The 21218-nt window shown below is 48.6% G+C and carries 25 protein-coding genes and 1 pseudogene; 2 read left to right on the top strand and 24 right to left on the bottom strand.

The features are described 5' to 3' along the window. The first annotated feature begins 8 nt into the window (after positions 1-8). Positions 9-3179 carry an efflux RND transporter permease subunit gene (locus PVT68_RS18290; protein ID WP_280320510.1) on the top strand — a complete coding sequence of 1057 codons (3171 nt, stop codon included), beginning with the start codon at positions 9-11 and terminating at the stop codon, positions 3177-3179. Positions 3180-3311: 132 nt separating this feature from the next. Here PVT68_RS18290 and PVT68_RS18285 read toward each other — a convergent pair whose 3' ends face one another. The 14 genes and pseudogenes from PVT68_RS18285 to PVT68_RS18235 all read right to left on the bottom strand — a co-directional run bounded on the left by PVT68_RS18285 (position 3312) and on the right by PVT68_RS18235 (position 14060). After that, positions 3312-4592, bottom strand: coding sequence for a Xaa-Pro dipeptidase (locus PVT68_RS18285; RefSeq protein ID WP_280320509.1), 1281 nt, complete (start codon positions 4590-4592; stop codon positions 3312-3314). 83 nt (positions 4593-4675) lie between these two features. After that, on the bottom strand, positions 4676-5140 hold the full coding sequence (locus PVT68_RS18280; RefSeq protein ID WP_280320508.1) for a phosphate-starvation-inducible PsiE family protein: 465 nt from the start codon (positions 5138-5140) through the stop codon (positions 4676-4678). Positions 5141-5476: 336 nt separating this feature from the next. Continuing rightward, positions 5477-5725 carry a GFA family protein gene (locus PVT68_RS18465; protein WP_407666111.1) on the bottom strand — a complete coding sequence of 83 codons (249 nt, stop codon included), beginning with the start codon at positions 5723-5725 and terminating at the stop codon, positions 5477-5479. Positions 5726-6044: 319 nt separating this feature from the next. Further along, a complete protein-coding gene (locus PVT68_RS18275; protein WP_280320507.1) occupies positions 6045-6428 on the bottom strand; it encodes a GFA family protein in 384 nt (127 codons plus the stop codon). A gap of 805 nt (positions 6429-7233) precedes the next feature. Next, complete coding sequence (locus tag PVT68_RS18270) at positions 7234-7620, bottom strand: VOC family protein (RefSeq protein WP_280320506.1); 387 nt, start codon at positions 7618-7620, stop codon at positions 7234-7236. Between the two features lie 503 nt (positions 7621-8123). Beyond that, positions 8124-8600 carry a hypothetical protein gene (locus PVT68_RS18265; RefSeq protein ID WP_280320505.1) on the bottom strand — a complete coding sequence of 159 codons (477 nt, stop codon included), beginning with the start codon at positions 8598-8600 and terminating at the stop codon, positions 8124-8126. A 306-nt stretch (positions 8601-8906) separates the two neighbouring features. Then, positions 8907-8990 (bottom strand): hypothetical protein, encoded by an 84-nt coding sequence (locus tag PVT68_RS18460; RefSeq protein ID WP_407666165.1) that lies wholly within the window; start codon positions 8988-8990, stop codon positions 8907-8909. A gap of 35 nt (positions 8991-9025) precedes the next feature. Continuing rightward, positions 9026-9319, bottom strand: a pseudogene (locus tag PVT68_RS18455) (DDE-type integrase/transposase/recombinase); the annotation flags it as partial. Positions 9320-10339: 1020 nt separating this feature from the next. Beyond that, positions 10340-11437 carry a serine hydrolase domain-containing protein gene (locus PVT68_RS18260; protein ID WP_280320504.1) on the bottom strand — a complete coding sequence of 366 codons (1098 nt, stop codon included), beginning with the start codon at positions 11435-11437 and terminating at the stop codon, positions 10340-10342. A 133-nt stretch (positions 11438-11570) separates the two neighbouring features. Next, a complete protein-coding gene (locus PVT68_RS18255; RefSeq protein WP_280320503.1) occupies positions 11571-11858 on the bottom strand; it encodes a type II toxin-antitoxin system RelE/ParE family toxin in 288 nt (95 codons plus the stop codon). Next, a complete protein-coding gene (locus tag PVT68_RS18250) occupies positions 11855-12121 on the bottom strand; it encodes a CopG family ribbon-helix-helix protein (protein WP_166214682.1) in 267 nt (88 codons plus the stop codon). Before PVT68_RS18250 ends, PVT68_RS18255 begins: the two co-directional genes overlap by 4 nt. Positions 12122-12239: 118 nt before the next feature. Next, complete coding sequence (locus tag PVT68_RS18245; RefSeq protein WP_280320502.1) at positions 12240-13109, bottom strand: IS3 family transposase; 870 nt, start codon at positions 13107-13109, stop codon at positions 12240-12242. Beyond that, positions 13106-13423: a transposase gene (locus tag PVT68_RS18240; protein ID WP_280320501.1), complete on the bottom strand. Its 318-nt coding sequence runs from the start codon at positions 13421-13423 to the stop codon at positions 13106-13108. Before PVT68_RS18240 ends, PVT68_RS18245 begins: the two co-directional genes overlap by 4 nt. Before the next feature lie 211 nt (positions 13424-13634). Then, positions 13635-14060: a DUF7674 family protein gene (locus PVT68_RS18235; protein WP_280320500.1), complete on the bottom strand. Its 426-nt coding sequence runs from the start codon at positions 14058-14060 to the stop codon at positions 13635-13637. 310 nt (positions 14061-14370) lie between these two features. On the opposite strand from PVT68_RS18235, the gene PVT68_RS18230 reads away from it, so the two are divergent. Beyond that, complete coding sequence (locus PVT68_RS18230; RefSeq protein ID WP_280320499.1) at positions 14371-15321, top strand: IS110 family RNA-guided transposase; 951 nt, start codon at positions 14371-14373, stop codon at positions 15319-15321. Between the two features lie 38 nt (positions 15322-15359). Here the strand turns inward: PVT68_RS18230 and PVT68_RS18225 are convergent, their stop codons facing one another. The 10 genes from PVT68_RS18225 to PVT68_RS18185 form a co-directional block, all read right to left on the bottom strand. Next, complete coding sequence (locus PVT68_RS18225) at positions 15360-15773, bottom strand: hypothetical protein (RefSeq protein WP_280320498.1); 414 nt, start codon at positions 15771-15773, stop codon at positions 15360-15362. A gap of 160 nt (positions 15774-15933) precedes the next feature. Next, positions 15934-16776 (bottom strand): IS3 family transposase, encoded by an 843-nt coding sequence (locus PVT68_RS18450; protein WP_407666164.1) that lies wholly within the window; start codon positions 16774-16776, stop codon positions 15934-15936. Next, on the bottom strand, positions 16773-17102 hold the full coding sequence (locus PVT68_RS18220; protein WP_280320483.1) for a transposase: 330 nt from the start codon (positions 17100-17102) through the stop codon (positions 16773-16775). The genes PVT68_RS18450 and PVT68_RS18220 overlap by 4 nt, the downstream gene beginning before the upstream one ends. Before the next feature lie 74 nt (positions 17103-17176). Then, a complete protein-coding gene (locus PVT68_RS18215; RefSeq protein WP_280320497.1) occupies positions 17177-17443 on the bottom strand; it encodes a hypothetical protein in 267 nt (88 codons plus the stop codon). Between the two features lie 142 nt (positions 17444-17585). Continuing rightward, a complete protein-coding gene (locus tag PVT68_RS18210; RefSeq protein ID WP_280320496.1) occupies positions 17586-17960 on the bottom strand; it encodes a hypothetical protein in 375 nt (124 codons plus the stop codon). A gap of 19 nt (positions 17961-17979) precedes the next feature. Then, positions 17980-18591, bottom strand: a complete 612-nt coding sequence (locus tag PVT68_RS18205; protein ID WP_280320495.1) for a hypothetical protein — start codon at positions 18589-18591, stop codon at positions 17980-17982. A gap of 104 nt (positions 18592-18695) precedes the next feature. Further along, complete coding sequence (locus tag PVT68_RS18200; RefSeq protein WP_280320494.1) at positions 18696-19094, bottom strand: hypothetical protein; 399 nt, start codon at positions 19092-19094, stop codon at positions 18696-18698. A 520-nt stretch (positions 19095-19614) separates the two neighbouring features. Beyond that, entirely contained in the window at positions 19615-19938 is a 324-nt protein-coding gene (locus tag PVT68_RS18195; RefSeq protein WP_280320493.1) for a hypothetical protein, read from the bottom strand. A 162-nt stretch (positions 19939-20100) separates the two neighbouring features. Then, positions 20101-20415, bottom strand: coding sequence for a DNA binding protein (locus tag PVT68_RS18190; protein WP_280320492.1), 315 nt, complete (start codon positions 20413-20415; stop codon positions 20101-20103). A 481-nt stretch (positions 20416-20896) separates the two neighbouring features. After that, a complete protein-coding gene (locus PVT68_RS18185) occupies positions 20897-21214 on the bottom strand; it encodes a DUF1493 family protein (protein ID WP_280320491.1) in 318 nt (105 codons plus the stop codon). Between the last annotated feature and the right edge of the window lie 4 nt (positions 21215-21218).

The following is a 21218-nucleotide window of genomic DNA, read 5'->3' as shown; positions in this document are numbered from 1 at the left end:
TATCAATAATGAACAGCTTGATTGCATGGTGGGCCCGCAACACGGTAGCCGCCAATCTGGCGATGATCGGCATTCTAGTTGCCGGCGTCATCGGGTTTCTCAGCATGGAACGGGAAATGGACCCGCAGGTGCGCTTCCCCGGCCTTCAAATCCACGTCTCCTGGCCCGGCGCCGCGCCGCAGGAAGTAGAAGAGCAAATCGTCGCCCGCATCGAGGAAGCGGTCAGCGATCTAGACAATATCGACTGGGTGCGTTCCACCTCGTCCGAAGGCATGGGTGAGGTGTATATCCTGGCGGAAACCTCCGTGGATTTCTCCCGCTTCATGAACGATGTAAAGATCCGCGTAGATGGTATTTCATCATTTCCCCGCGACATAGAACCGCCCCAGGTCCACCAATGGGTAAATCGCCAAGAATTTATTCGTGTAGCGGTACACGGCGATGTAGGCGAGCGGGAACTCAAACGATTGGCAGAACAGCTGCGGCGCGAAGTAGCCACACTGCCAGCCATCTCGGTGGTGGAGCTGTTCGGCACAAGGATGGAGGAAGTCTCCATCGAAGTCAGCGAGCAGGCTTTACGGCGCTATGGTTTGACCTTCCAAGAATTGGCCAATGCCATTCGCAACAGTTCAATCAACCAGTCTGCAGGCACCGTGCGCACTGAGGTGGGCAGCTACCAGTTGAAAGTTCGCAAACAAGCGGACAGCGAACAGGAATTTGCCAACATCATTGTCCGTCAGACTGCCGACGGCGGCACCATTCGCGTGGGCGATGTCGCGAACGTGATAGACGGCTTCGAAGATAACGAGATTCTTGCCACCCTGAACGGTGAACCGGCGGTACTGCTGCAGGTGATGAGCACGGAAACCATGGATATCGTCACCGCCTCCGACTCGATTCGCAAATGGATAGATGAACGCAGTAAAACCATGCCCGTGGGAACAAAACTCACCCTGTGGACCGACAATGCGGAAGACTTCAAGGGACGCATGGAAACCATCGGCAGCTCGGCGTTTCAGGGGTTGCTTCTGGTACTCCTGGTGCTGGTATTCAGTTTGCGCCCGAAGGTAGCCCTGTGGGTGGCCATCGGTATCGCCACAGCCTATGCCGGTGCCTTCGTACTCCTGCCCAGCGTGGGCGTCTCCCTGAATATGCTCTCCACCTTCGCTTTCCTCCTGGTACTTGGTATTGTGGTGGACGATGCCATTGTGGTGGGAGAAAGTATTCATACCGAATCCCACAATCCGGAGCATCAGCATCCCGCAGGAGGATTAAACGCAGCGATACTTGGTACACAGCTTGTGGCCAAGCCAGTCATCTTTGCCGTAGCCACAACCATTCTTGCGTTTTTGCCGTGGATCTTTATCAGTGGTTCCACCAGTGAATTTACCCGGCATATCACCTGGGTAGTAATACTTGCCCTGCTGTTCTCCCTGATCGAGTCGCTACTGATCTTGCCCGCCCACCTCAGCAACCTGAAGCCGCGCACCAAACTCGGTCGCTTCGGACGTATTCAGAAACGAATTGCCGATTCCATTATCCATTTTGCCCACAACCACTATCGTCGCATCGGCCAGTGGGCCGTTGAAAAGCGCTACCTGACTGTAAGCATTTTCATCGCGGTACTTATGATTGGCTTTGGTATGTTTGGCAGTGGCTGGGTGAAAAAAGGCTTTATGCCAGAGATCGAATCCGATCAAATTATTGTCAACGTAGTGATGCCCGAAGGTGCCCCCTACAGCCGCGCACTGGAAATCCTGGCACAGCTGCAAGAAGCAGAAAAACGCCTGGAAGAAGAAGCAAACCAACAGACGATAGAACAGGGTAATGTGGGCCAGGGTAAAGGTGCGCTCATCGAGAACTGGTATACCCGCTCTCGTCGCGATAGCGTTATGGCCATCGTACAGCTGACTCCACCTGAAGCACGCGAAATGTCAGCCAAGGAAGCCGCCCTGCGCTTAAGGGAACTGCTTGGAGATGTACCTGATGCCAAGGAAGTCTCGGTGCAATATGCCTTCAATAACAACGGCCCTGGGTTTGAACTCTCCATCCGACACCCGGATCTGGAGGTTTTACGCCGCGCAACGGCAGATCTGGAAACCCAGCTGCGCACCTATGAAAGCCTCTACGACGTGCGCAATAACCTTGAAGGCGCCTCAGAAGAAATCCGCATCGACCTCAAACCCGGCGCGAGCAAGCTTGGATTGACACTGGCAGAAGTGAACCGCCAGGTGCGTCAGGCGTATTTCGGCGAAGAGGTTCAGCGACTGCCTCGCGCCGGTCAGGATGTGAAGGTAATGGTGCGCTACCCGTTAGAATCCCGCCGCACCATCGAAAGCCTGAAAGACTTCCGGGTACGCACCAGCGACGGACACGAAGTCCCCTTACTGGCAATAGCCGAGCTCGAATACGCGCCCGGGATCAAGCGCATCCAACGCTGGAATGGTAACCGCGCCGCCCGGGTAATGGCCGACCTGAAAGACGACGTGCGCAGCGACATCATGAAAGACCTGGAAGATAACTTTTTCCCGCAGTGGGAAAAACGTTACCCGGGGATTATCCGCGGCGCCGTGGGCCAGGCCGAAGGAGAAAAACGCTTTATCCAGGAGGTACTCGGGCTCTATACCATGGCCTTCTTTGCCATGTACAGCCTGCTGGCGATTGCCTTCCGCAGTTATTCTCAGCCGATACTGATCCTGATCGCCATTCCGTTTGCTTTTGTCGGCGCAATTTTTGGTCACAGCGTAATGGGCATGACCATGGCCATTTTCAGCTATTTCGGTATTGCCGCGGCTGCCGGCGTGGTGGTGAACGATAACCTGGTGTTAATGGACCAGTGCAACCGCCTGCGGGAACAAGGTGTCAAACCATTACAGGCCATCGTGGATGCCGGCGTGACGCGCTTCCGCCCTATCCTGCTAACAACCTTGACCACTATTGCAGGATTGTTGCCAATGATGATGGAACGGAGTATCCAGGCAGCATTTTTGCAACCGATCGTGGTGGCGCTGGCCTTTGGTGTGCTTGTGGCGTTTTTCGTGACACTGCTACTAGTCCCAGCAATGTACGGAATCGGCGTCGATATCGGTGAAACCGCTCAACGCGTGAAAAACTCAGTGAAAAAACGGATAACAGGAAACGTACTGGATAACTCGGCAAGCGAGCACCCAATACGCTGAATATTCAACCTGTCTGGTTTGTTTAGCGCTGATTGTTTAGACAGGAGAATGCAAAACTCCGTGACCCGATACCCGCAAAATCACTTGAGACCGCGGGCATCGGGGCAGCAGGCCCGGATACGCCCAATTGTGTCAATAAACTCCCGTATTATTTTTAAACACTTCACCATCCTTCATCACAAACTGGACCTTCTCCAAAACGGAAATATCCTCCAGAGGATTGCCCGGAACAGCTACGATATCGGCCAGCTTACCCACATCAATACTGCCAAGATCTCTCTCCTTACCCAATAATTTGGCCGCATTGATCGTCGACGCCTGCAATGCCTGTAACGGCGTCATACCAAACTGCACCATACGAGAAAATTGCCGCGCATTTTGCCCATGAGGGTAAACAGCAGCATCAGAGCCAAATACCATTTTTACGCCGGCTTCCACAGCTTCACTGAAACTTTCCCGCTGTCGGCCGCCTACCCGGCGCTCCTTTTCAAGACTCTCAGGCAAGATACCCGCCTTCTCACCTTCCGATAGAATGTATTCCGTTACGTAGACATCCATCGACAGAACGGTTCCATGTTTCTTCGCCAGGCGAATGGCTTCGCGATCCAGAAAGCTTGCGTGCTCTACAGAATCCACTCCGGCGAGAATCGCAGCCTTGATACCCTCAGTTCCATGAGCATGAGCAGCGACAATTACTCCCCGATTGTGTGCCTCGGTCACCGCAGCCTGCATCTCCTCCAGCGCCAACTGCTGCGCTCCTGGCTCAGTACCCTTGGACATCACACCACCAGTAGCGCAAAGCTTGATCAAATCAGCACCGTATTTGAGATTCTCCCTAACCTTGGCGCGCACCGCCCAGGGGCCATCGGCCACCCCGCCACCTACTGCAGCATACTCCGCCGGCAGCAGATTGTTATCACAGTGACCGCCGGTAATTCCAATCGCTGGACCAGAAACAAAAATACGCGGCCCGGGAATATCCCCGGCATTAATCGCGTCACGCAGAGCAATATCAGCGTACCCGGCAGCACCGAGATTCCGCATGGTGGTAAAACCGGACTCCAGGGAAATACGGGCATTCCTGGCGCCGGTCAACGCCGAACGTACATTGGAAATCGCCAGTCTGCGGTATCCATGGGTATGAGCATCTCCCGTGAGATGCACATGCATATCCATCAAACCAGGAATCAGCGTGCTACCGGTCAGCCTGATCGCATCATCCGGCACCTCGCCACCAGCCTGAACAGAGACAATGCGATTGCCATCAATAGCAACCACCGGTGAATCAATCACCTCGCCTCGCTCAACGTCAATCAGGCGATCCGCGGCAATATGCGTCAATGCTGTGGCTTGCTGGAATGCAAGGAGGGTACAAAAAATGGTCGTACGCCTTAAAATATTTTTGAATATCACATGTATCTCCAGTGAAATCGGATGTAGGTGTTTCATCGCTATGACGTAATATACGTCGCAACGCTTTGGGCTTGTAGGTTTTCTTAGATTTTTTTGGATACAAGCCAGTAAGACACACCCAGTGCGAATACAACAGCCGCAACACTAAAAATATAGTCCGGGGTAATATCAGAAAAATCCAAAATAATTACTTTACGGGCAATGGCCATCAGCGCAGTGGCAATAACAAGTTGAATAGGCAACACATTGGTTCCAAGGTACAACCTGATATTGATAAATATTTCAACGGCGATAAGAACCACCATAAACCCACCAAACACATCAAAAATATCACTTACGCTCAATAAAAACTTTGGCGAAACCATGAGACGTTGATATACAACAAAAAGTACATCTGCAACCCCCCAGAGAATGATCAAAACCATCATTATTGCTAATGCTTTTATCGCCACCCGAATAATTCGGTGAAGTACGCTAACTAAAGGATCAGCATGCTCCTGAGGCAACTCTTCATGCACAATTTCATTTCTCTTGATTTTTTCGATCATATTATGCTCTAAGGAGAAAATCCCAGATTGTCATTAAGGATGCGGCCATAATTTGGAATTAAAGGCGCAAACCCCACCCGCTCGTGTTAGCTGAAATATTCAGCTGTGCAATCGCAGATCGCTAAACCCGCATTCATCCGTGAAATCCGGCAACGGCAATTAAAACTTATCGGGCAATGCTGGAAACTCCGGGCTTTCCGGGATACGCTCAACCCAACCTGCCCTATCCTCACAAAATATTCTATCGTCAGGTGAAATTTCCATATTTTCGTTCAGGCTCCCTGCTGGAACCACCAAAAAAGTGCCCGCAAGATTCACATATGGCACACCTGACCCTTATACTTTACAAAACTGCTTTGCCCAACTTTTTGCGGCCCGGAGTTCAAACCGTCGAATGAAGTCCAAACCTGATATCCATAAAATATTTTCAGGCTTAGTGAAAAAATTTGAAGCATGAGCCGAACCGGTAGAATGCCGACATCTGGAGCAGTAACAAATATGAAATGAAGATATACTTCCATCAATTTCAAACTGGATAGCTCCACACAGGCACTGACCGGATGCCTTCGTAAACTTTTCACCCATAATCTCACCTAAATAAATTTAACCCCCAGTAACTTGCTATCGAAGGAATTAACAGTAACTAACTGTAAAGTTGATTCACACTCGAATTTCCCCACCTGGAGATGTCACACACTAGAAACAAATTATCGGACCTTATCAGCCCTAAGCCCCCAAGAATTTTCGCAATCGGATTACAAGGGAACCCCCTCTCCGAGCCCTTTCTTGCTAACTCGTTAAAATTAGCGCTTTCCGGTCGCCGTAAATCTTAACTTAATTGGTTGACAATCAATCCACCAAGAACGCAAATCTCAGCTGAGATCCGATTGACCCCAAAATTCTGTCAAATTTCTTTGCTTTTATGAGCAACTTTATGAACATTCCTCTCCCAATTCTGGCCATCAAACTCTGAAATTTTTACTACGACACCCTCCGTATCCAAACAATTAACATTAACATCTATTCCATCGGGGTTAGATCGTGGAATGTAAAACGGCTTAATTCCGCACACTTTGCAAAATGTGTGTTTAGCAACGCCTGTATTAAATGTATATTTGGAAAGCATATTTTCTCCCTTCAGAATTTTAAACTTACTCAAGGGAACAATGAGGTGTAAGTACCCAGATTTTTTACAGATGGAACAGTTACAATAATCAGCCTCAATGACTTCTGGAGCCTCTACTTCAAAAGTAACATTTTGACAATGGCAACTTCCTTTATAAATCACAGCACCCTCCCTACCCCCCAAACTTGGGCATCGAATGTTATACAGACGTGTATTAATTGATGGCGAGATAAAAAACAAAATTTGAACGGGGTAAGTTCAACGCCGAAGCCGATAGACTTACATCTCGTCTTTAATAAAACGTTTGCACTGGATTCACTTTTTACTCTTATACAAGCCTAAAATAGTTCCTATGAACGTACCTAGACCTCCGCCCACTGCAATCCCGCAACTTATTCCCACACTCACATCCTGAATGTACACTCCAAGTGCTACGCCCATTGAAACTCCCAGAGCTAGCCCTATGGAAATCCCCAGACAAACATAAATTGCGTAAATATCGTTTGCATTTTTGCTCATAGGGTTATATCAATACATAATTTTTCACTAATCGTCACCCTGTTACCCCGATACCGGCACCAAGTCACGGCTATACATTCAAATTGTCTCGGAATTTAGCCTATCAAACGTATTTATTACACCTTCATTTATTGCTTAGTAGTAAACGAGAGCACTCTCGCGCTCCCTACCGTCCGACTGACCGACTGACCTGCAGTATCAATCCAGAGTTTTGATTAAAGATCCCGAAATTTATAGATCCGGAGGCCCCGGTATGGAAGAACCAATACACCGGGGCGACTTGCTGCCTGTGCCTTTTCCTCAAAAAATACGAGCTGAGTGTCACATAATTCCTTACGCTCTAATTTATTCCGCAACTCGGATAGCTACCCTCAGCCAGTAGGAGTATCACCATTCCTCAGCAGTACCATATTAGGCTACGGGCTTCGACGCCAAGCGTTGAGTTACGTCATTGACCCGCAGGTGGTTGCCACAACTCCACCTTGTTTCCCTCAGGATCGATTACCCAGGCAAACTTTCCGTACTCAGAGTCATCGATCTTTTCAAGTACATTGCAACCTTCCTGTTTTAGTACGGCGACCAAAGCGTAAAGGTCTTCAACACGGTAGTTGACCATAAACGAGGCATTACTGGGGTCAAACTGGTCACCTTCATCTGGACCAATCGACCACACGGTAGATCCGCCTGTAGGATTGCCTTCGGAGTCTATCCAGTTGAACGCGGTGCCCCCCCACTGCTGGACATCTATGCCTAGATGACGTTTGTACCACGCCAGCAGTGCAGGGGTATCCTTTGCTTTAAAGAAAATACCGCCAATGCCCGTAACTCGTTTCATGTTAACCTCCTATGTTAACTTTTGAATAAATGACAGTACTTTTTCGAGCGGTCTAACACCGATAGCATAGGTAGCCTCCCTTGAGTGCGCTTATCGCGAAAATGGGAACGCAATGAAACACGCAATATGCGTATAAAGTAAGCTACCCGGCAGAGGATGGAAAGTCCGGAAAAACTGCCCGACCTAGTTATCAGATATCGCTATTTACTCGCCTTGTCCATACAGCACCAAGCACTACCCCGAGCGCCATACCAAAACCGACCCGGCCCAACAGCAATACCAGTGATCATGCCGATTTCCATTTTAAAGTTCCCTTTTTACTTTTGGTTATTTTTAAAATCCGGTTAATGTACTGATTGACTGTTAACTTCCTCAACAGGGACGACCAATGCTATGCACATTTTATAGGAAGCAAAGAACTCGGCAATCTAAACAAAACAAGGACGGCGTCGGGTCTTCTGCGCGCTCGAAGGGCCGTAACACCCTGATTGCGTTGCATGGCCTCACTGCCTGACTAGATTCAGGCTTGTCGGGGTTAGCTTACCGGCTTTACTGTAGCTCTCATTTCTTAAAATTGTATTGTTATCTAAAAACTCAAAAGAAAGCGAGTGCTGGTGACTATCGTTCAGGCTTTTAAGGTTTGTAGCATCCTGAAATTCGAAGGAAATACTAGTTGCATCACTCGATTTTTTGAGTTTCAGTCTAGGCTGATTTCCTTGCGGGCAATAATGTGTAGCAAGCAAGCTCTCTCCATCTAGGTGGTACACAGTGAAGGAATGCGAAGTACCCTTATAAATCCAGTTTTCCATAAGAACACTACCATTAGCGCTACTTTGGAATAAAATATAGAAATCACTGCCATCACTTCCCTCTTTTTTCCACTCCCCAACTAGAGACTTTAGCTTCTCAAAATCACTACTTGGATCAGCGGTTGCAGAGAATGAAAATGCCAATATCAGTAAAAACAAGACGGTTCTCATGAGGTCAATTCCTTCTGACAGTTAACGAGACTGTAGAAAACGATATCCATCGTCGCCTACTTTCGGCCCTTTCAGATTAATTTCACTTGATCACGATTCAACCAGGAAGCTTTACCATAATCACGCTTATTCGCAGATTTGGGATATTTGACCGCCACAAGAGCGGACATACATGCTGATCAGTGGATGGCCCTGTAATCCATCAACTTCTCAACGTTGTGCACCAGATAGAACATCTGCCCTTGCACCTTGTGTTTGCCTCGCAATGCGAAGGGGACTTAACCCGCTTTTTCACACTCAATATTGTTAGCGATTGATTTTACACTCAAATTCCTGCGGTGAAACATATCCAATAGAAGAATGTGATCGCTGCGCGTTGTAGTAACGCATATATTCGGTAACTGTTTAGCGGACTCCAAAACCTGTCACTTAATTCGCTCAGTCTTCAACTGATGGAAAAACAACTCCATCAAGGAATTGTCATTCGTATTCTTGAAACGATTCATACTCTGATTGATTCCATACCGCCGCAACCGCTTGCGGTATTGACCTGACAGGTACTCACTGCCACAGTCAGAGTGAAAGATCAGTTCCGGGCGCTGTCCGCGGTTGCATACAGCCCTAACGATACTGGATAGCGTCAGAGAAACATCTCTGCGATTACTCGGCGACCAAGAAACAATCTTTCTGCTGTAGCGATCCATGATTACTGATAAGTACTGCCAGCTACCATCCTTGAGCTATATATAAGTAACATCACACACCCAGATCTGATTCGGGCGCGTCAGCTTGATACCCTAAATATAGCTCGCTGTCCTCTCGATCTCGGTCGGATGCACCGCGGCGACGCCAGAAGTTGTACCCGTCACGGGTAACACCGTAGAGTCGGCACATCATAGCAATGCTGTGCTTACCCCGATGCTGACCTATGAATTCGAAGATTTCCCTTTTTGTTGTAAAGAGAATTGGATGGCTTTTTTTAAAAGGGCATGCTCTTCCTGGAACAGGTTATGCGCGCGTTCCAGCTTCCTGAGACGTTTCAACTCTGATTTGAGCTCAGGATCTATTGTATGTTTTTCTTTTTCGCCATGAACTGTCCCCGTCGCACCTCCATGCGCCAAGATAAAACATTAACTCATGGATATCGAGAGCTTCAGCCACGTGCTTGGCGAACACGCCAGGGATCTCAGATAGCGAGACTGCCGTTGATTTAAAATCATCGTCGTAGCGATTGTAGTGCTTTCTTCGTGCCATTTGACACCTCCAATTCAGTTAGATGGAGGTGTGTGCAAAAGCGGGTTAGGTTCCGGAGCGATTGCTGCGGCTTGTTATACGCATTCATTAGCTTAGAACCCACCAACATAAGGTGGCAGCCAAAGCACCTAGAACTAACCAGTTTAAATAGCGATAGAAGTTACACCACATAAGAGTATTTGAGTCCAGATCATATTCTTTATATAGACCTAGACCTATAAACCCGAGACTGAAAGATTGCTGTGCAAAACCTTTCCATAGTAACGGAGGGCTACCCGCATCTTTATATGCTTTAGGGCAGCGTTCTTTTAGCTTCAGAACTACGATCGTGTTAATAGTCCAAGACACTGTCACCAGCACAAAGAAAATTAACCACATTCTCCAATTCCGTTTGCGTATAACTCTTTTAGCAAGGGCGCAGCTTTGCTGCATCCGATTGCCTAAACTTGATACTAAGCGGCGCAAGTGGGCCACACAAGGTGCGGTTAGTCATCTACGAACGTCTGAAGAAACGCCTGGGCGAATTCGGAACGCTGAACCTCTGCGCGGTCAAGTGGGTTGTCCCACCAGACACCTTCACTGTTCGCGAATACAATGAAGGTGAGGTCCAGGGATGGGATCTTCAAATACAGCGCGGAGTAAGCGTCCTCCCACCATCCCGAGTGCCAAACGAGGGTGTGCCCCCGGTATTCCTGTACAAACCAACCAAGGCCGTACGGAAGCGCCTCACCGTTGCTCGATTGCATCGGGGCTATCATTGCAGCCCGGGACCTTGCCGATATCAGCACCCCCTGATCTAGTGCGACGTCGAACATCGCAAGAGCGAGGACCGTCGTGATTACGCCGCCCGCGGCGCCGTCCCCCTGGGGTGGCGGCGCTGGGGCACGTTCGACTGCCCCGGTGGTCCCGACTCGATAGGGCGGGGCCAGGAGCTTTGCCAAATCCTCACGCAGGGGCAAATCCCGATTAATCCGGGCCGATCTTGTCATACCAGCAGGCGCAAATACATACCGCTCGACGAGGGCCGAGAAGGATGTATCAGCGGCCGCCATGATGGGCCGCGACGCCCAGGAGTACAGCACGGGGTTGTAGGAGAACTGGTTGCCGGGCGTCCCTGTAGCGGTATGAGAGAGCAGGTGTCGAAGTGTGTGGATCGGGGGCTGGCAGCGGAGGCCTCTGGCAAATATCGACGGTTGCCGACTGAACTCGGTGCAGAACTCTGCCCATTCGCTGTAGTCCACAATCGGTCGATCGAGGTCAAGTACTCCCTCCTCGACGAGCCGGAGGGTAACGACAGCGGAGATCGGCTTCGCGACCGAGGCGATGTTGTACGGGGTTTCGGCAGTAGCAGGAATATGGTGTTCGACGTCAGCGTAGCCCAAGCCCAGTGCGAGAGCGATCGTTTGACCCTTCACAACGGCTACGGACAATCCCGGGATGTTGGCAGCTTGCCGGAGGGAATCAAGGCGTTCGACGAAGGCGGGAATATCTTGTGATGCAACATTCCTAGGACGTTGATGCTGCTCAGCCGACACGCCCGTGCATAGCGTCATTACAAGGAGGAAGAGCATGAGGTCTTTCATTGGCTTCACCCGTCCGCGTCGGTCTAACACCCCGCTCAACCGCGGACAATTTTGGGCGCTTTATGCGCAATAATGGGAGCGCAGCGACCGCGCATAAAGTGCAAAAAGTTGGCCGTCGGCCTGCAGTGCTTTGTTATGAGCCGCGGCTCGCTTCCTTGGTATGCCAGAGCCTCAATATGTAAATGGCATCTACAGTAACCAGATAGCGGACCACGTATTTTCCGATATACAGGTCTCGAATTTTATCAGGGTCAGGCGCACGAGAAACTGGAATACCAATTTGAGGAAAGTCTTCAAGTTTCTTGATGCCCTCCAAAAGCTCACCAGCTATACGCTGCGCCGCAATTGGATTTTTCTCAGCAATAAACTCTCTAAGGCGGGTAAGATCAGCAATAGACTCCGGTGAATACTGCAAAATCATGGTTTAGGTGGCGCCTTTTCATTTGGGCCGCCCCAGCTCTGTAGCCAGGATTCTACCTCTTGGGCGCTAACCGCCTTACCGGACTTGATAGAATCAAGAGCCTCCAAGGTATCTGACCAGAGAGTCTCTTCCATTTCCTGGCGTGCAATAAATTCCCTAATTGCTTGATTTATAAGATAATTTTTACTTCTATCAAGCTTCTTTGAGAGATTTTCAAGCGGGATTTCGACCTCATTATTGAGGCGAATACTGGTCAAGCTCATGACACATCCTCCGACGTATTCACATGTAGTACATAATAGTACTGCGAACCATCACATCATGGAAGCTCATAACGCCACCGGCAGGGGCTGATCTTACCCACCAAAAGTAGACAATTTTCTAGGCGCAATTTTCATAATACGCTCCTTCAAATGCATTCGGACTTACCTGGTCGTTCGCCGAGTGTCTACGCACCGAGTTGTAAAACATTTCTATGTATTCAAACACACAGGAAAGCGCTTCCTGCTTGTTGGCCAGGTTTTCCGCATAGATAGACTCAACCTTCATCCTCCCAAAGAAGGGCTCCATTGCTGCGTTGTCCCAGCAATTACCCTTGCGGCTCATACTCGGCTGAATGCCTTCAGTCAGAAGCAGCCTCTGGTACTCTCCTGACCGATATTGAACACCACGATCCGAATGAAGTATCAACCCTGGTTCTACCTTACGACTGGCGACCGCCATCTCGAAAGCATCCATTATTAATTGGTTGGTCATAGTCGCATCCAGTGACCACCCAATAATCTTGCGCGAGAACAGGTCCATGATAACCGCCAGATAGACAAATCCCTTCTCTATTTTGATGTAGGTAATATCAGATACCCACTTTTCATTAGGCTTACTCGCGGTGAAATCTCTAGCCAACAAGTTATCACTTACGTAGTTGCTGGCATTGGGGCTTGGAAAGTACTTGTAGCCCTTACCATTCCTGGCTTTCAAGCCGTTCTTTGCCAGCAACTGCGCAACATGATTGGCACTACAAGGGATCCCTGCCTCATTCAGCTCTACAACCAGGCGAGGTGCCCCGTAGCGCTCCTTAAACTGCTTAAAAACAGTTACTACGGCCTTCTCTACCAGCAGCTTTCTTTGCGCTCTCGCACTGGGAGTGCGATTCAACCACTTGTAGTAACCTGAACGGCTTACTGATAGCCAGCGGCACATCTTTGCTATCGAATACTCTTCCTTGTTCGATTCGACATAGGCGTACTTCACCACTTCTCTTTGGAGAAGTACGCCGTCGCCATTTTTAAAAACTCATTCTCTTCTTTGAGATCTGATATCTCCCGTCGTAGCTTGCGGACTTCTTCACGTTCTTCCATGCTGTAATCCACCCCATTCAAGCTATTGAACTGCTTTTCAGACAAACGCTTATACTGCCGTCGCCAGTTGTAGATCTGACCGGGATGGATCCCGAGCTCCCTAGCAACTTCGGCGGCACTAGTGTTTGGATCATCAGAGCGACGAACCGCTTCTCTTCTGAAGTCTTCAGGATAATGGCCGTACTTGTTCTTCGTTTTTTTCTTCATAGTTAGACCCTCGTTTGATAGTAGTGAGGTGTCTACTTTCTGTGGGTAACTCGGATGCCTAACGCCGCCGGCAGGGGCAGCTTGCCTTGTGCGCGTTTTGCGCAAAAATGGGAGCGCAGCGATCTGCGCAAAAGGCGCACAAGGTAAGCCGTCCCGCGGAGGCCCGAAGGGCCATAGCATACTGCCTGTGATTGTTAGAGTTAATTGGCACTTAGTTATGTCTTGGCTCAAGTGATTGATTAAAATCCACATCCTCTCCGTGACACCACCTCTCGTAAATTACAACCCATTTCACAAATGTAGGTGACCAGTATTCTCTAAAAGACTGCCCGTACCACTTTGAATCGCTGTTCTTACCACCAATGCTATCAATAAAACAAGTAACACATTTTTCTCTAAAATCTGCGTCACCATTCGTCAGCACACGATCCATTGCTGCAAATATTTTTTGAAAATCAGATGTATCGCCTTGATCCAACCACTGAATCATCTGCTCACCAAGACATTCAAAAAAGGAAACAACTAAATCCTCAGAGGAATCGTATCGCTGAGAATTCTGAACCCAAATACTTTTTACGCGATTTGAGACAGGCGCAAAGTTTTGAAAGAGATCTTCAATGGATTGGATTCTTTCCATACCTGATCAAACTCTAACGCCGTGCTCAGGGACGGCTTGCCTTGTGCGCCTTTTGCGCAAAAATAGGAGCGCAGCCACTGCGGAAAAGGCGCACAAGGTAAGACGTCCCCTGCAGCACCTTGTATGGCCTAATTCCCCAAATATTCGGTAAGGTGAGACCCGTAACTTACCGTCATAAGTTACCGGCCTGGCAGCCCGATGAGCGATTGGTCAAAAGACCGTTAACAAGCGTGGGCGCCGGGCCGACCCGATTTGCAAACTCGAACAGTCGAATGGGCCTCGAGCCCGAATTTAGCAAGGAAGAGTCATCATGACAAACCAAAAGCTAACGAAGTCCAGGGTTAATGTCGGTGTCGATGTTGGAAAGTGGAGTTTGGATATCTGCATCCACGAAAAGGAGCTGGTATGGCAGGTGGAGAACACGCCAGAAGGCATACGTTCAATAATGAATCGTCTTTCACGATATCACGTTGAACGAATCGTAATGGAAGCGACCGGCAGATATGAATTCGCGCTGGCGGAAGCGGCCTATGATAAGGGCTTACCGGTATGTATAGCTAAGCCCACTTCTGTCAGGAAGTATGCTGGCGCTATAGAGCAACTCGCGAAGACGGATCGCATTGACGCTCAGGTAATTGCGGAGTATGCGGCGGTAATCAAGCCTCGCGTGACGCCTGAAAAAAGTAAGAATCTTATAGCTATCAAAGACTTACTCGCCAGGCGTCGTCAAATACTGAGTCTTCGGACTCAAGAAATTAATCGTCGACACATTATGGACGGCGGGATCAAGCGCTCCTGTCGTCGACTGATAAAGTGCTTTGATGCTGAGATTGCCTGGGTCGAAAAGAGGCTTGAGAAGCTTGTAGAAACAGAGTCCGAATGGTCAGAGAAACGAGAGATTCTAGAGTCAGCACCTGGTGTCGGAAAAACGCTTGCGTTCACCCTGTTAGCCGATATGCCAGAACTTGGCAGTTTGACGAATAAGCAGGCCTCTGCGCTCGTCGGGGTGGCACCGATCAATCGTGATAGCGGAAAGACGCGCGGGAAACGACGGATTCAGGGAGGACGAGCCTCGGTCCGCACAACGCTTTATATGGCGACACTGAGTGCAACTCAATGCAACCCTGCGATCAAGGCTTTCTACAAAAATCTCGTGACCCAAGGGAAGCACAAGAAAGTTGCTTTGACCGCCTGTATGCGAAAATTTATTACTATCCTGAATGCGATGATTCGAGAAAAACAAGCGTGGTGTGCAACTTAAATTTGGGGAGGTTGACACCACAGTCGCTTGTTAGGCAGCTACTCGGGTACAGTACCATGAACAGTTTCCCCGTCCACCGGTACACAACAACGCCATGACAATGGAAATACTTCGCTAAATTTTATGCCGAGGCGCGTCCAATCCTCGGGCAGGCCCTCGATGTCTTCGTCATAAAGACGAATATGAACTCCTTCGATGAGCATCACCGGCTGTATGTAATCAAGCCCACATGGATCAATGGGACTGCAGTAGCCTAAGTGCATATCCCCATTAGCGAGGGTGTATTCTGTTAGAGCGACGTATATTTGTTGACATCGCGCCTCCGGAATCTCCTCACTGAGAACTGCTCCGTGCGCAGGTGAAACAGACGCAGTTTTGTCGTCGTCCCCGTAATATTCCCACACAGGACAGTCCAAAAGATCTTCTTTCGTTAACTCAGCGAGACGTTTCATTTTCTGCCTAACGCCCACAGCAGGGGCAGCTTACCTTGTGCGCGTTTTGCGCAAAAATGGGAGCGAAGCGACCTGCGCAAAACGTGCACAAGGTAAGCTGCCCCGCGGAGGCCCGAAGGGCCGTAGCGGAACTTAACCCGCTTTTGCACACACCTAGTTGTTAGCAATTGATTCTACACTCAAATTCTTGAGGGGAAACATACCCAATTGAAGAATGCGATCTCTGATTGTTGTAGTAGCGCATATATTCGGTCACTGTCGATCTTAGCTGTTTTGCCGATTCGACGACCTGGCGCTTAATCCTTTCAGTCTTAAACTGATGGAAGAATGACTCCATGAAGGCATTGTCATTCATATTCTTAAAGCGATTCATACTCTGGCTGATACCATACCGTCGTAAGCGCTCGCGGTACTGCCCTGATAGATATTCGCTGCCGCGGTCAGAGTGGAAGATCAGCTCCCGGTGATGCCCGCGGTTTCGTACCGCCCTATCGATGCTAGATAGCGTCAGAGATACGTCCCTGCGATCACTCAGAGACCAAGAAACAACCTTCCTGCTAAAGCGATCCATGACTACAGATAAATACTGCCAGCTACCATCTTTCAGTTTGATGTAGGTGACGTCGCCCACCCAGAGCTGATTCGGCCGTGTTAACTTAATGCCTTCTATCTTGCATTTGATCCCGTAGACATGCTTATACGTACCCGGCCTAGCCGTGTAAATCCTTGATTTAACAGCTCTGAGACCGTGATTTCGCATGATTCTCGCGACACGCTTCTGGCCAACGTGAATACCCTTCTTATTAAGCTCCTGCGTGATTTTAGGGCTGCCATAGCAACCGTCATGTCGGTTAAATATTGACCTTACATGCTCAAATAACTCGCTATCTTCTCGCTCACGGTTAGATGCACCGCGGCGACGCCACGAGTTGTACCCATCCCGGGTAACACCATAAAGCCGGCACATCATGCTAATGCTGTGCTTTCCCCGGTGCTCGTCTATGAATTCGAAGATTTCCCTTTTTGTTGTAAAGAGAATTGGATGGCTTTTTTTAAAAGGGCATGCTCTTCCTGGAGCAGGTTATGCGCCCGCTCCAGCTTCCTGAGTCGTTTCAGCTCTGATTTAACCTCAGGATCTATCTGTATGTTTTTCTTTTTGGCCATGATCTGTCCCCGCCGCATCTCCATGCGCCAACGATAAAGCATCACCTCATGGATATCGAGAGCTTCAGCCACGTGCTTGGCCAACACGCCAGGAATCTCGGATAGCGAGACCGCTGTTGCCTTGAAATCATCGTCGTAGCGGTTGTAGTGCTTTCTTCGTGCCATTTGACACCTCCAATTCAGTTAGATGGAGGTGTGTGCAAAAGCGGGTTAGGTTCCAGCTTTACTGCCTGGCATTGTTATAACTTTGCTTGCTTTGCAGTTGCGACGTACATCCCCGTACTGTCCGTTTTTAAACTGCCATTTTCAACTGCTTCTAAAAGCTCTATTGGGGCGTGGCTATTTCCCAGTTTGCCAAGTTGAAACTCGATTAAATGCATCAGTCTTTGACGCTCAGTTTCAGCCTGAAAATCATTGTGATTAGCCCACTTAATTCCCTTGTCATTGTATATGGCTAGCTCTTTAACTAAGCCTACAAGCCTTCTCTTTCGATACCAGTTAATCATGAGCTAAGAGTTATAACGCCCAGCGCAGGCGCAGCCAGCGCGGAGCGCATTTTGTGTTAATGTTTGAGCGCCAGCGAGTAACACAAAAGGTGCGTAGCGTTGGCTGTCGCTCTGCCGCTGATTGTTATGCGCCAATGCCAGGCTAAGACTCAGCTTCATTAGAACCTCCCGTGTTTGCTTTATACAGCATGTAAAAAAGCGCGGGGGCGAAAACCAAGGCTTTCACAAAAAACGTTCTTTCAAAATTATCAATGAAATAGTCATTTACTACTGCAAAGGAACAATAGATCATCAGAGAGGTGATCTGAATAATGAATAACGTTTTCCCTTCTTTTGGAAGACGATCTTTCTTTGCAATTAAAGTCCATATCAAAATCAGCGAAAGAATAATGTATGAAAATATGTCTTCAGAAAAACCTATCTCACTCAAAAAACTTGAGCAGTACAAGTACGCAGCAAAAAAAGCCAATAAAATAATGTATTGAACTATCTTGGCGCCTAGATTAGCTAGACTCATCTGACTCTCGCATAACGCCTCAAACAGCGGCGGCGTTAGCCGTCCGACTGCTTTGACTTGTTACATGCTGAACCCACTCAAGCTGTTTTGCATAGACTCTCGGTAATGGGTGATAGTACGAGAATTTAGTGTTTGGCTTTAAAATTCCGAGAGGGTTGCTAATACACAAGGTGTCTATAGCTTGTTTGGCCAAAGGAATTAAAGCTTGGTTTACGCCCCAACCAAAAATAACCGGAACACCATAAACGAATAGCTGTGCTAATTCAGATTTACGACTAGGCGAAAAGATAGAATGCTCTACTGTACTACTTTCATCAGATTTCAAGAAACGATACAACTCATTTGAATCCGGTGTACGGAGATCAGACAAATTTAGAATTCTGGCGTAGTTAAACGCTGACGCATCCATGACTTTCATAATTTGTTGTTGTGTAGTGTCTGGCTCCGCCTCTGATGGTACGGAGTTATTATCGATACCGTCCAATGGGTAAGAAGAACCAGGATTCATCATTACAACCATGAGATCAGGCTCATGGAGTTCTACGCCAACTCGTGTGATGTCTAGATACTTACGTAATTTGTATCCATTGGACTCGCAAAAGAGACCTTTAACTTCGAATTTAGTGCTCAACTCGATTCCTTTGAGGCATGTAACGCCCACAGCAGGGGCGGCCGAAGCGTAGTGTAGGCCGTCCCGCAGAGGCCCGCAGGGCCGGCGCAAACTGCCTGTGATTGTTAAATGGCATAGCCGCCGAGCCTACTGATTGTGAACGCAACGAATTCACCCACAACCTTTGGATCATGAGTATGTATTACATCTTTTTCGACAAAAACCCCACAATCTACCTTAACTGGATTTATAGACACGACTTCACCATAGGCTCTGTATTTCCAGCCCTGAATTTGCTCTAGGCATCTTCTCTTCTCAGGATTTCCTTGGAAAATAGACTCCCACGACTCTTCTTCGTCAAGCATGTTAGAAAACTCAAATTCAAATATCTCTCCCTCTTTGGGCATCCTTTCGACATCAAGAGTCAGTTCATCCATAACACAGTATTCGGAGCCGTCTATTTCAATAAGCGCTTCAAGATACATGCCTTTTGTAGAAAGTAGCTTCGCTTTCATATTCGCCATTTAACGCCGCGCTCAGGGGCGGCTTGCTTTGGGCGCATTTTGCGCAAAAATGGGAGCGAAGCGACCTGCGCAAAAGGTGCACAAAGTAAGCCGTCCCCTGCAGCGCCTGGTTATGGCTGGCCGCGCTGCGGAACCGCCTACTGGCACGCTGCCAGCCACGGCTTGGCTGGCCACTGCCCGAGTAAAACGAGGAAAGAATACCGCACTTTCCCCCACCTGTTTTTATCTTACTGGCACGCCACAAAACTGCAGCGGATTTTCCCTATTCTACCGAACCCTAGCGAACACTCTAGGAACGAAACCGCTTGAATGTGCCCTGGCAAAATGCCAAATACTGGATGCCAAAACTATGCGTAAAAATTGCAGCCGCACAAATATTAATTCTTACCGACCGGCACCATAACGCCCAGCGCAGGCGCAGCCAGCGCGGAGCGCCTTTTGTGTTAATGTTTGAGCGCAGCGAGTAACACAAAAGGTGCGTAGTGTTGGCTGTCGCTCTGCCGCTGATTGTTAGGCATTTTTACTCGCAGCGGAGCACCAACGATACGGAGTTTTGGCCTTCGGGAAAATCTTTATGTGGCGAAGCAGTATTATCGTCTTGCCACTCTTTAACTACGCTTCCAGTCTCGCAAGAAATCAAGTCACTTGGCACCGATCTAGCAATGTTTTTTAGAGAAGCAACACTACGAGTGTCATGAATTATATTAACTACTGCCTCCGCAGGTGAGCCATGTAAAGCTTCCTCTGGGTATATAACCTCCATCACCACAGGCTTCTTTTCAACCGCAGCACAACCAAAGATAGAAATTGCCACCACAAGAGTAAAAACTACTATTTTTTTCATGATTTAGTTCTGATGCCTAACGCCGCCAGCAGGGGCAGCTTACCTTGTGCGCGTTTTGCGCGAAAATGGGAGCATAGCGACCAGCGCAAAAGGTGCACAAGGTAAGCTGTCCCGCGGAGGGCCGAAGGCCCGGAGCTTTACTGCCTGGCCTTGTTAACACTTTTAGGCTCGCGCCGGATACACATGGTAGCGATTACCGCCAGTATGCTCTATGACCACCTTATCCCCTGGCTTTAATTGGTGATCTTTGAAAAACTGCCTGACCCACGAACGCTTACGAAATATTTTTTTATCACCCGCAATATCCGTTATTACAGGCTCTCCGATACCACTATGTACTTCAAGTAGAGAATCAGCCAAGAATTCGACATTTTTCCCACCAATTGAACTTGGAGGAAAGAACTCAATCACCGACGATAAGTAAAGATGGTCGTTATTGATATTCCCTTGTGAGAGTTCAATTACAACAAAACTCATTATTTTCCTCTTGGTGTTAACGCCCCGCACAGGGGCAGGCAAAAAAGCGCAGCGTTTTGACTGTCCCAGCGACCAACGGGAGCGATTGCTGCGGCTTGTTATAACGTAGGCTCGGCACTTACTTTAACCTTTTAAAAATTATAGGGCCCGTAACCACCATTAGGCCTAAGAGATAAAGTGGCCCTTTGGGGCCAGTCATGCTCAGAAGTAATTCGTACCCAACCAACGGAAGAAGCAATATAGAGACTAGCAAGTACAAGCCAAACGCCGCTGCATAGGAAGCGAAAACCCACTTAAAATACCAAGCTATTCCTTTAACTGACTTACTCATGAATTCATTTCGTTATAACGCCGCCAGCAGGGGCAGCTTACCTTGTGCACGTTTTGCGCAAAAATGGGAGCATAGCGACCTGCGCAAAACGTGCACAAGGTAAGCTGTCCCGCGGAGGGCCAAAGGCCCGGAGCAAACTGCCTGGCCTTGTTACATGTTGACCCACTTTCCGGCCTCCGCAGACTTTACGAGCTGTGATACAGGAAGCGGTACTAGACTGCTAGGCCTATAGCCAAGTAGTAAGCGTATGAAATTAAACGGCCATAAAAGAGGTACACCTTCTGGACCAAAATACGATTCAGAGATCCCGCCTATGTCGACGTTAAATTTCTTTGCATACTCCTGTAACAGCTCTACTCCATCGTCACCATCCACGCCTAGGTCAAAATTTACTAGTGTATCTCCGGAAATTTTTTCCGGCTTTATCGCGGTAAATTCTGACAAAAATTTTATGATCTCAGGTTCCATAAGA

Source organism: Microbulbifer bruguierae (assembly GCF_029869925.1).
Classification (GTDB): Bacteria; Pseudomonadota; Gammaproteobacteria; order Pseudomonadales; family Cellvibrionaceae; genus Microbulbifer; species Microbulbifer bruguierae.
Note: the sequence above shows the minus strand (reverse complement) of the source record. Positions and strands in the feature narration are given on the sequence as shown.

What these genes read in the sequence shown, in the direction of transcription:
- PVT68_RS18265 (WP_280320505.1), bottom strand. Translation starts at nt 8,600, where the DNA reads ATGAGAACCGTCTTGTTTTTACTGATATTGGCATTTTCATTCTCTGCA.
- PVT68_RS18210 (WP_280320496.1), bottom strand. Translation starts at nt 17,960, where the DNA reads ATGAGTCTAGCTAATCTAGGCGCCAAGATAGTTCAATACATTATTTTA.
- PVT68_RS18255 (WP_280320503.1), bottom strand. Translation starts at nt 11,858, where the DNA reads ATGATTTTGCAGTATTCACCGGAGTCTATTGCTGATCTTACCCGCCTT.
- PVT68_RS18290 (WP_280320510.1), top strand. Translation starts at nt 9, where the DNA reads ATGAACAGCTTGATTGCATGGTGGGCCCGCAACACGGTAGCCGCCAAT.
- PVT68_RS18235 (WP_280320500.1), bottom strand. Translation starts at nt 14,060, where the DNA reads ATGGAAAGAATCCAATCCATTGAAGATCTCTTTCAAAACTTTGCGCCT.
- PVT68_RS18260 (WP_280320504.1), bottom strand. Translation starts at nt 11,437, where the DNA reads ATGAAAGACCTCATGCTCTTCCTCCTTGTAATGACGCTATGCACGGGC.
- PVT68_RS18185 (WP_280320491.1), bottom strand. Translation starts at nt 21,214, where the DNA reads ATGGAACCTGAGATCATAAAATTTTTGTCAGAATTTACCGCGATAAAG.
- PVT68_RS18190 (WP_280320492.1), bottom strand. Translation starts at nt 20,415, where the DNA reads ATGAGTTTTGTTGTAATTGAACTCTCACAAGGGAATATCAATAACGAC.
- PVT68_RS18280 (WP_280320508.1), bottom strand. Translation starts at nt 5,140, where the DNA reads ATGATCGAAAAAATCAAGAGAAATGAAATTGTGCATGAAGAGTTGCCT.
- PVT68_RS18240 (WP_280320501.1), bottom strand. Translation starts at nt 13,423, where the DNA reads ATGAAGAAAAAAACGAAGAACAAGTACGGCCATTATCCTGAAGACTTC.
- PVT68_RS18250 (WP_166214682.1), bottom strand. Translation starts at nt 12,121, where the DNA reads ATGAGCTTGACCAGTATTCGCCTCAATAATGAGGTCGAAATCCCGCTT.
- PVT68_RS18225 (WP_280320498.1), bottom strand. Translation starts at nt 15,773, where the DNA reads ATGAAACGTCTCGCTGAGTTAACGAAAGAAGATCTTTTGGACTGTCCT.
- PVT68_RS18215 (WP_280320497.1), bottom strand. Translation starts at nt 17,443, where the DNA reads ATGATTAACTGGTATCGAAAGAGAAGGCTTGTAGGCTTAGTTAAAGAG.
- PVT68_RS18460 (WP_407666165.1), bottom strand. Translation starts at nt 8,990, where the DNA reads ATGCGTTACTACAACGCGCAGCGATCACATTCTTCTATTGGATATGTT.
- PVT68_RS18230 (WP_280320499.1), top strand. Translation starts at nt 14,371, where the DNA reads ATGACAAACCAAAAGCTAACGAAGTCCAGGGTTAATGTCGGTGTCGAT.
- PVT68_RS18200 (WP_280320494.1), bottom strand. Translation starts at nt 19,094, where the DNA reads ATGGCGAATATGAAAGCGAAGCTACTTTCTACAAAAGGCATGTATCTT.
- PVT68_RS18195 (WP_280320493.1), bottom strand. Translation starts at nt 19,938, where the DNA reads ATGAAAAAAATAGTAGTTTTTACTCTTGTGGTGGCAATTTCTATCTTT.
- PVT68_RS18270 (WP_280320506.1), bottom strand. Translation starts at nt 7,620, where the DNA reads ATGAAACGAGTTACGGGCATTGGCGGTATTTTCTTTAAAGCAAAGGAT.
- PVT68_RS18465 (WP_407666111.1), bottom strand. Translation starts at nt 5,725, where the DNA reads ATGGGTGAAAAGTTTACGAAGGCATCCGGTCAGTGCCTGTGTGGAGCT.
- PVT68_RS18220 (WP_280320483.1), bottom strand. Translation starts at nt 17,102, where the DNA reads ATGGCACGAAGAAAGCACTACAACCGCTACGACGATGATTTCAAGGCA.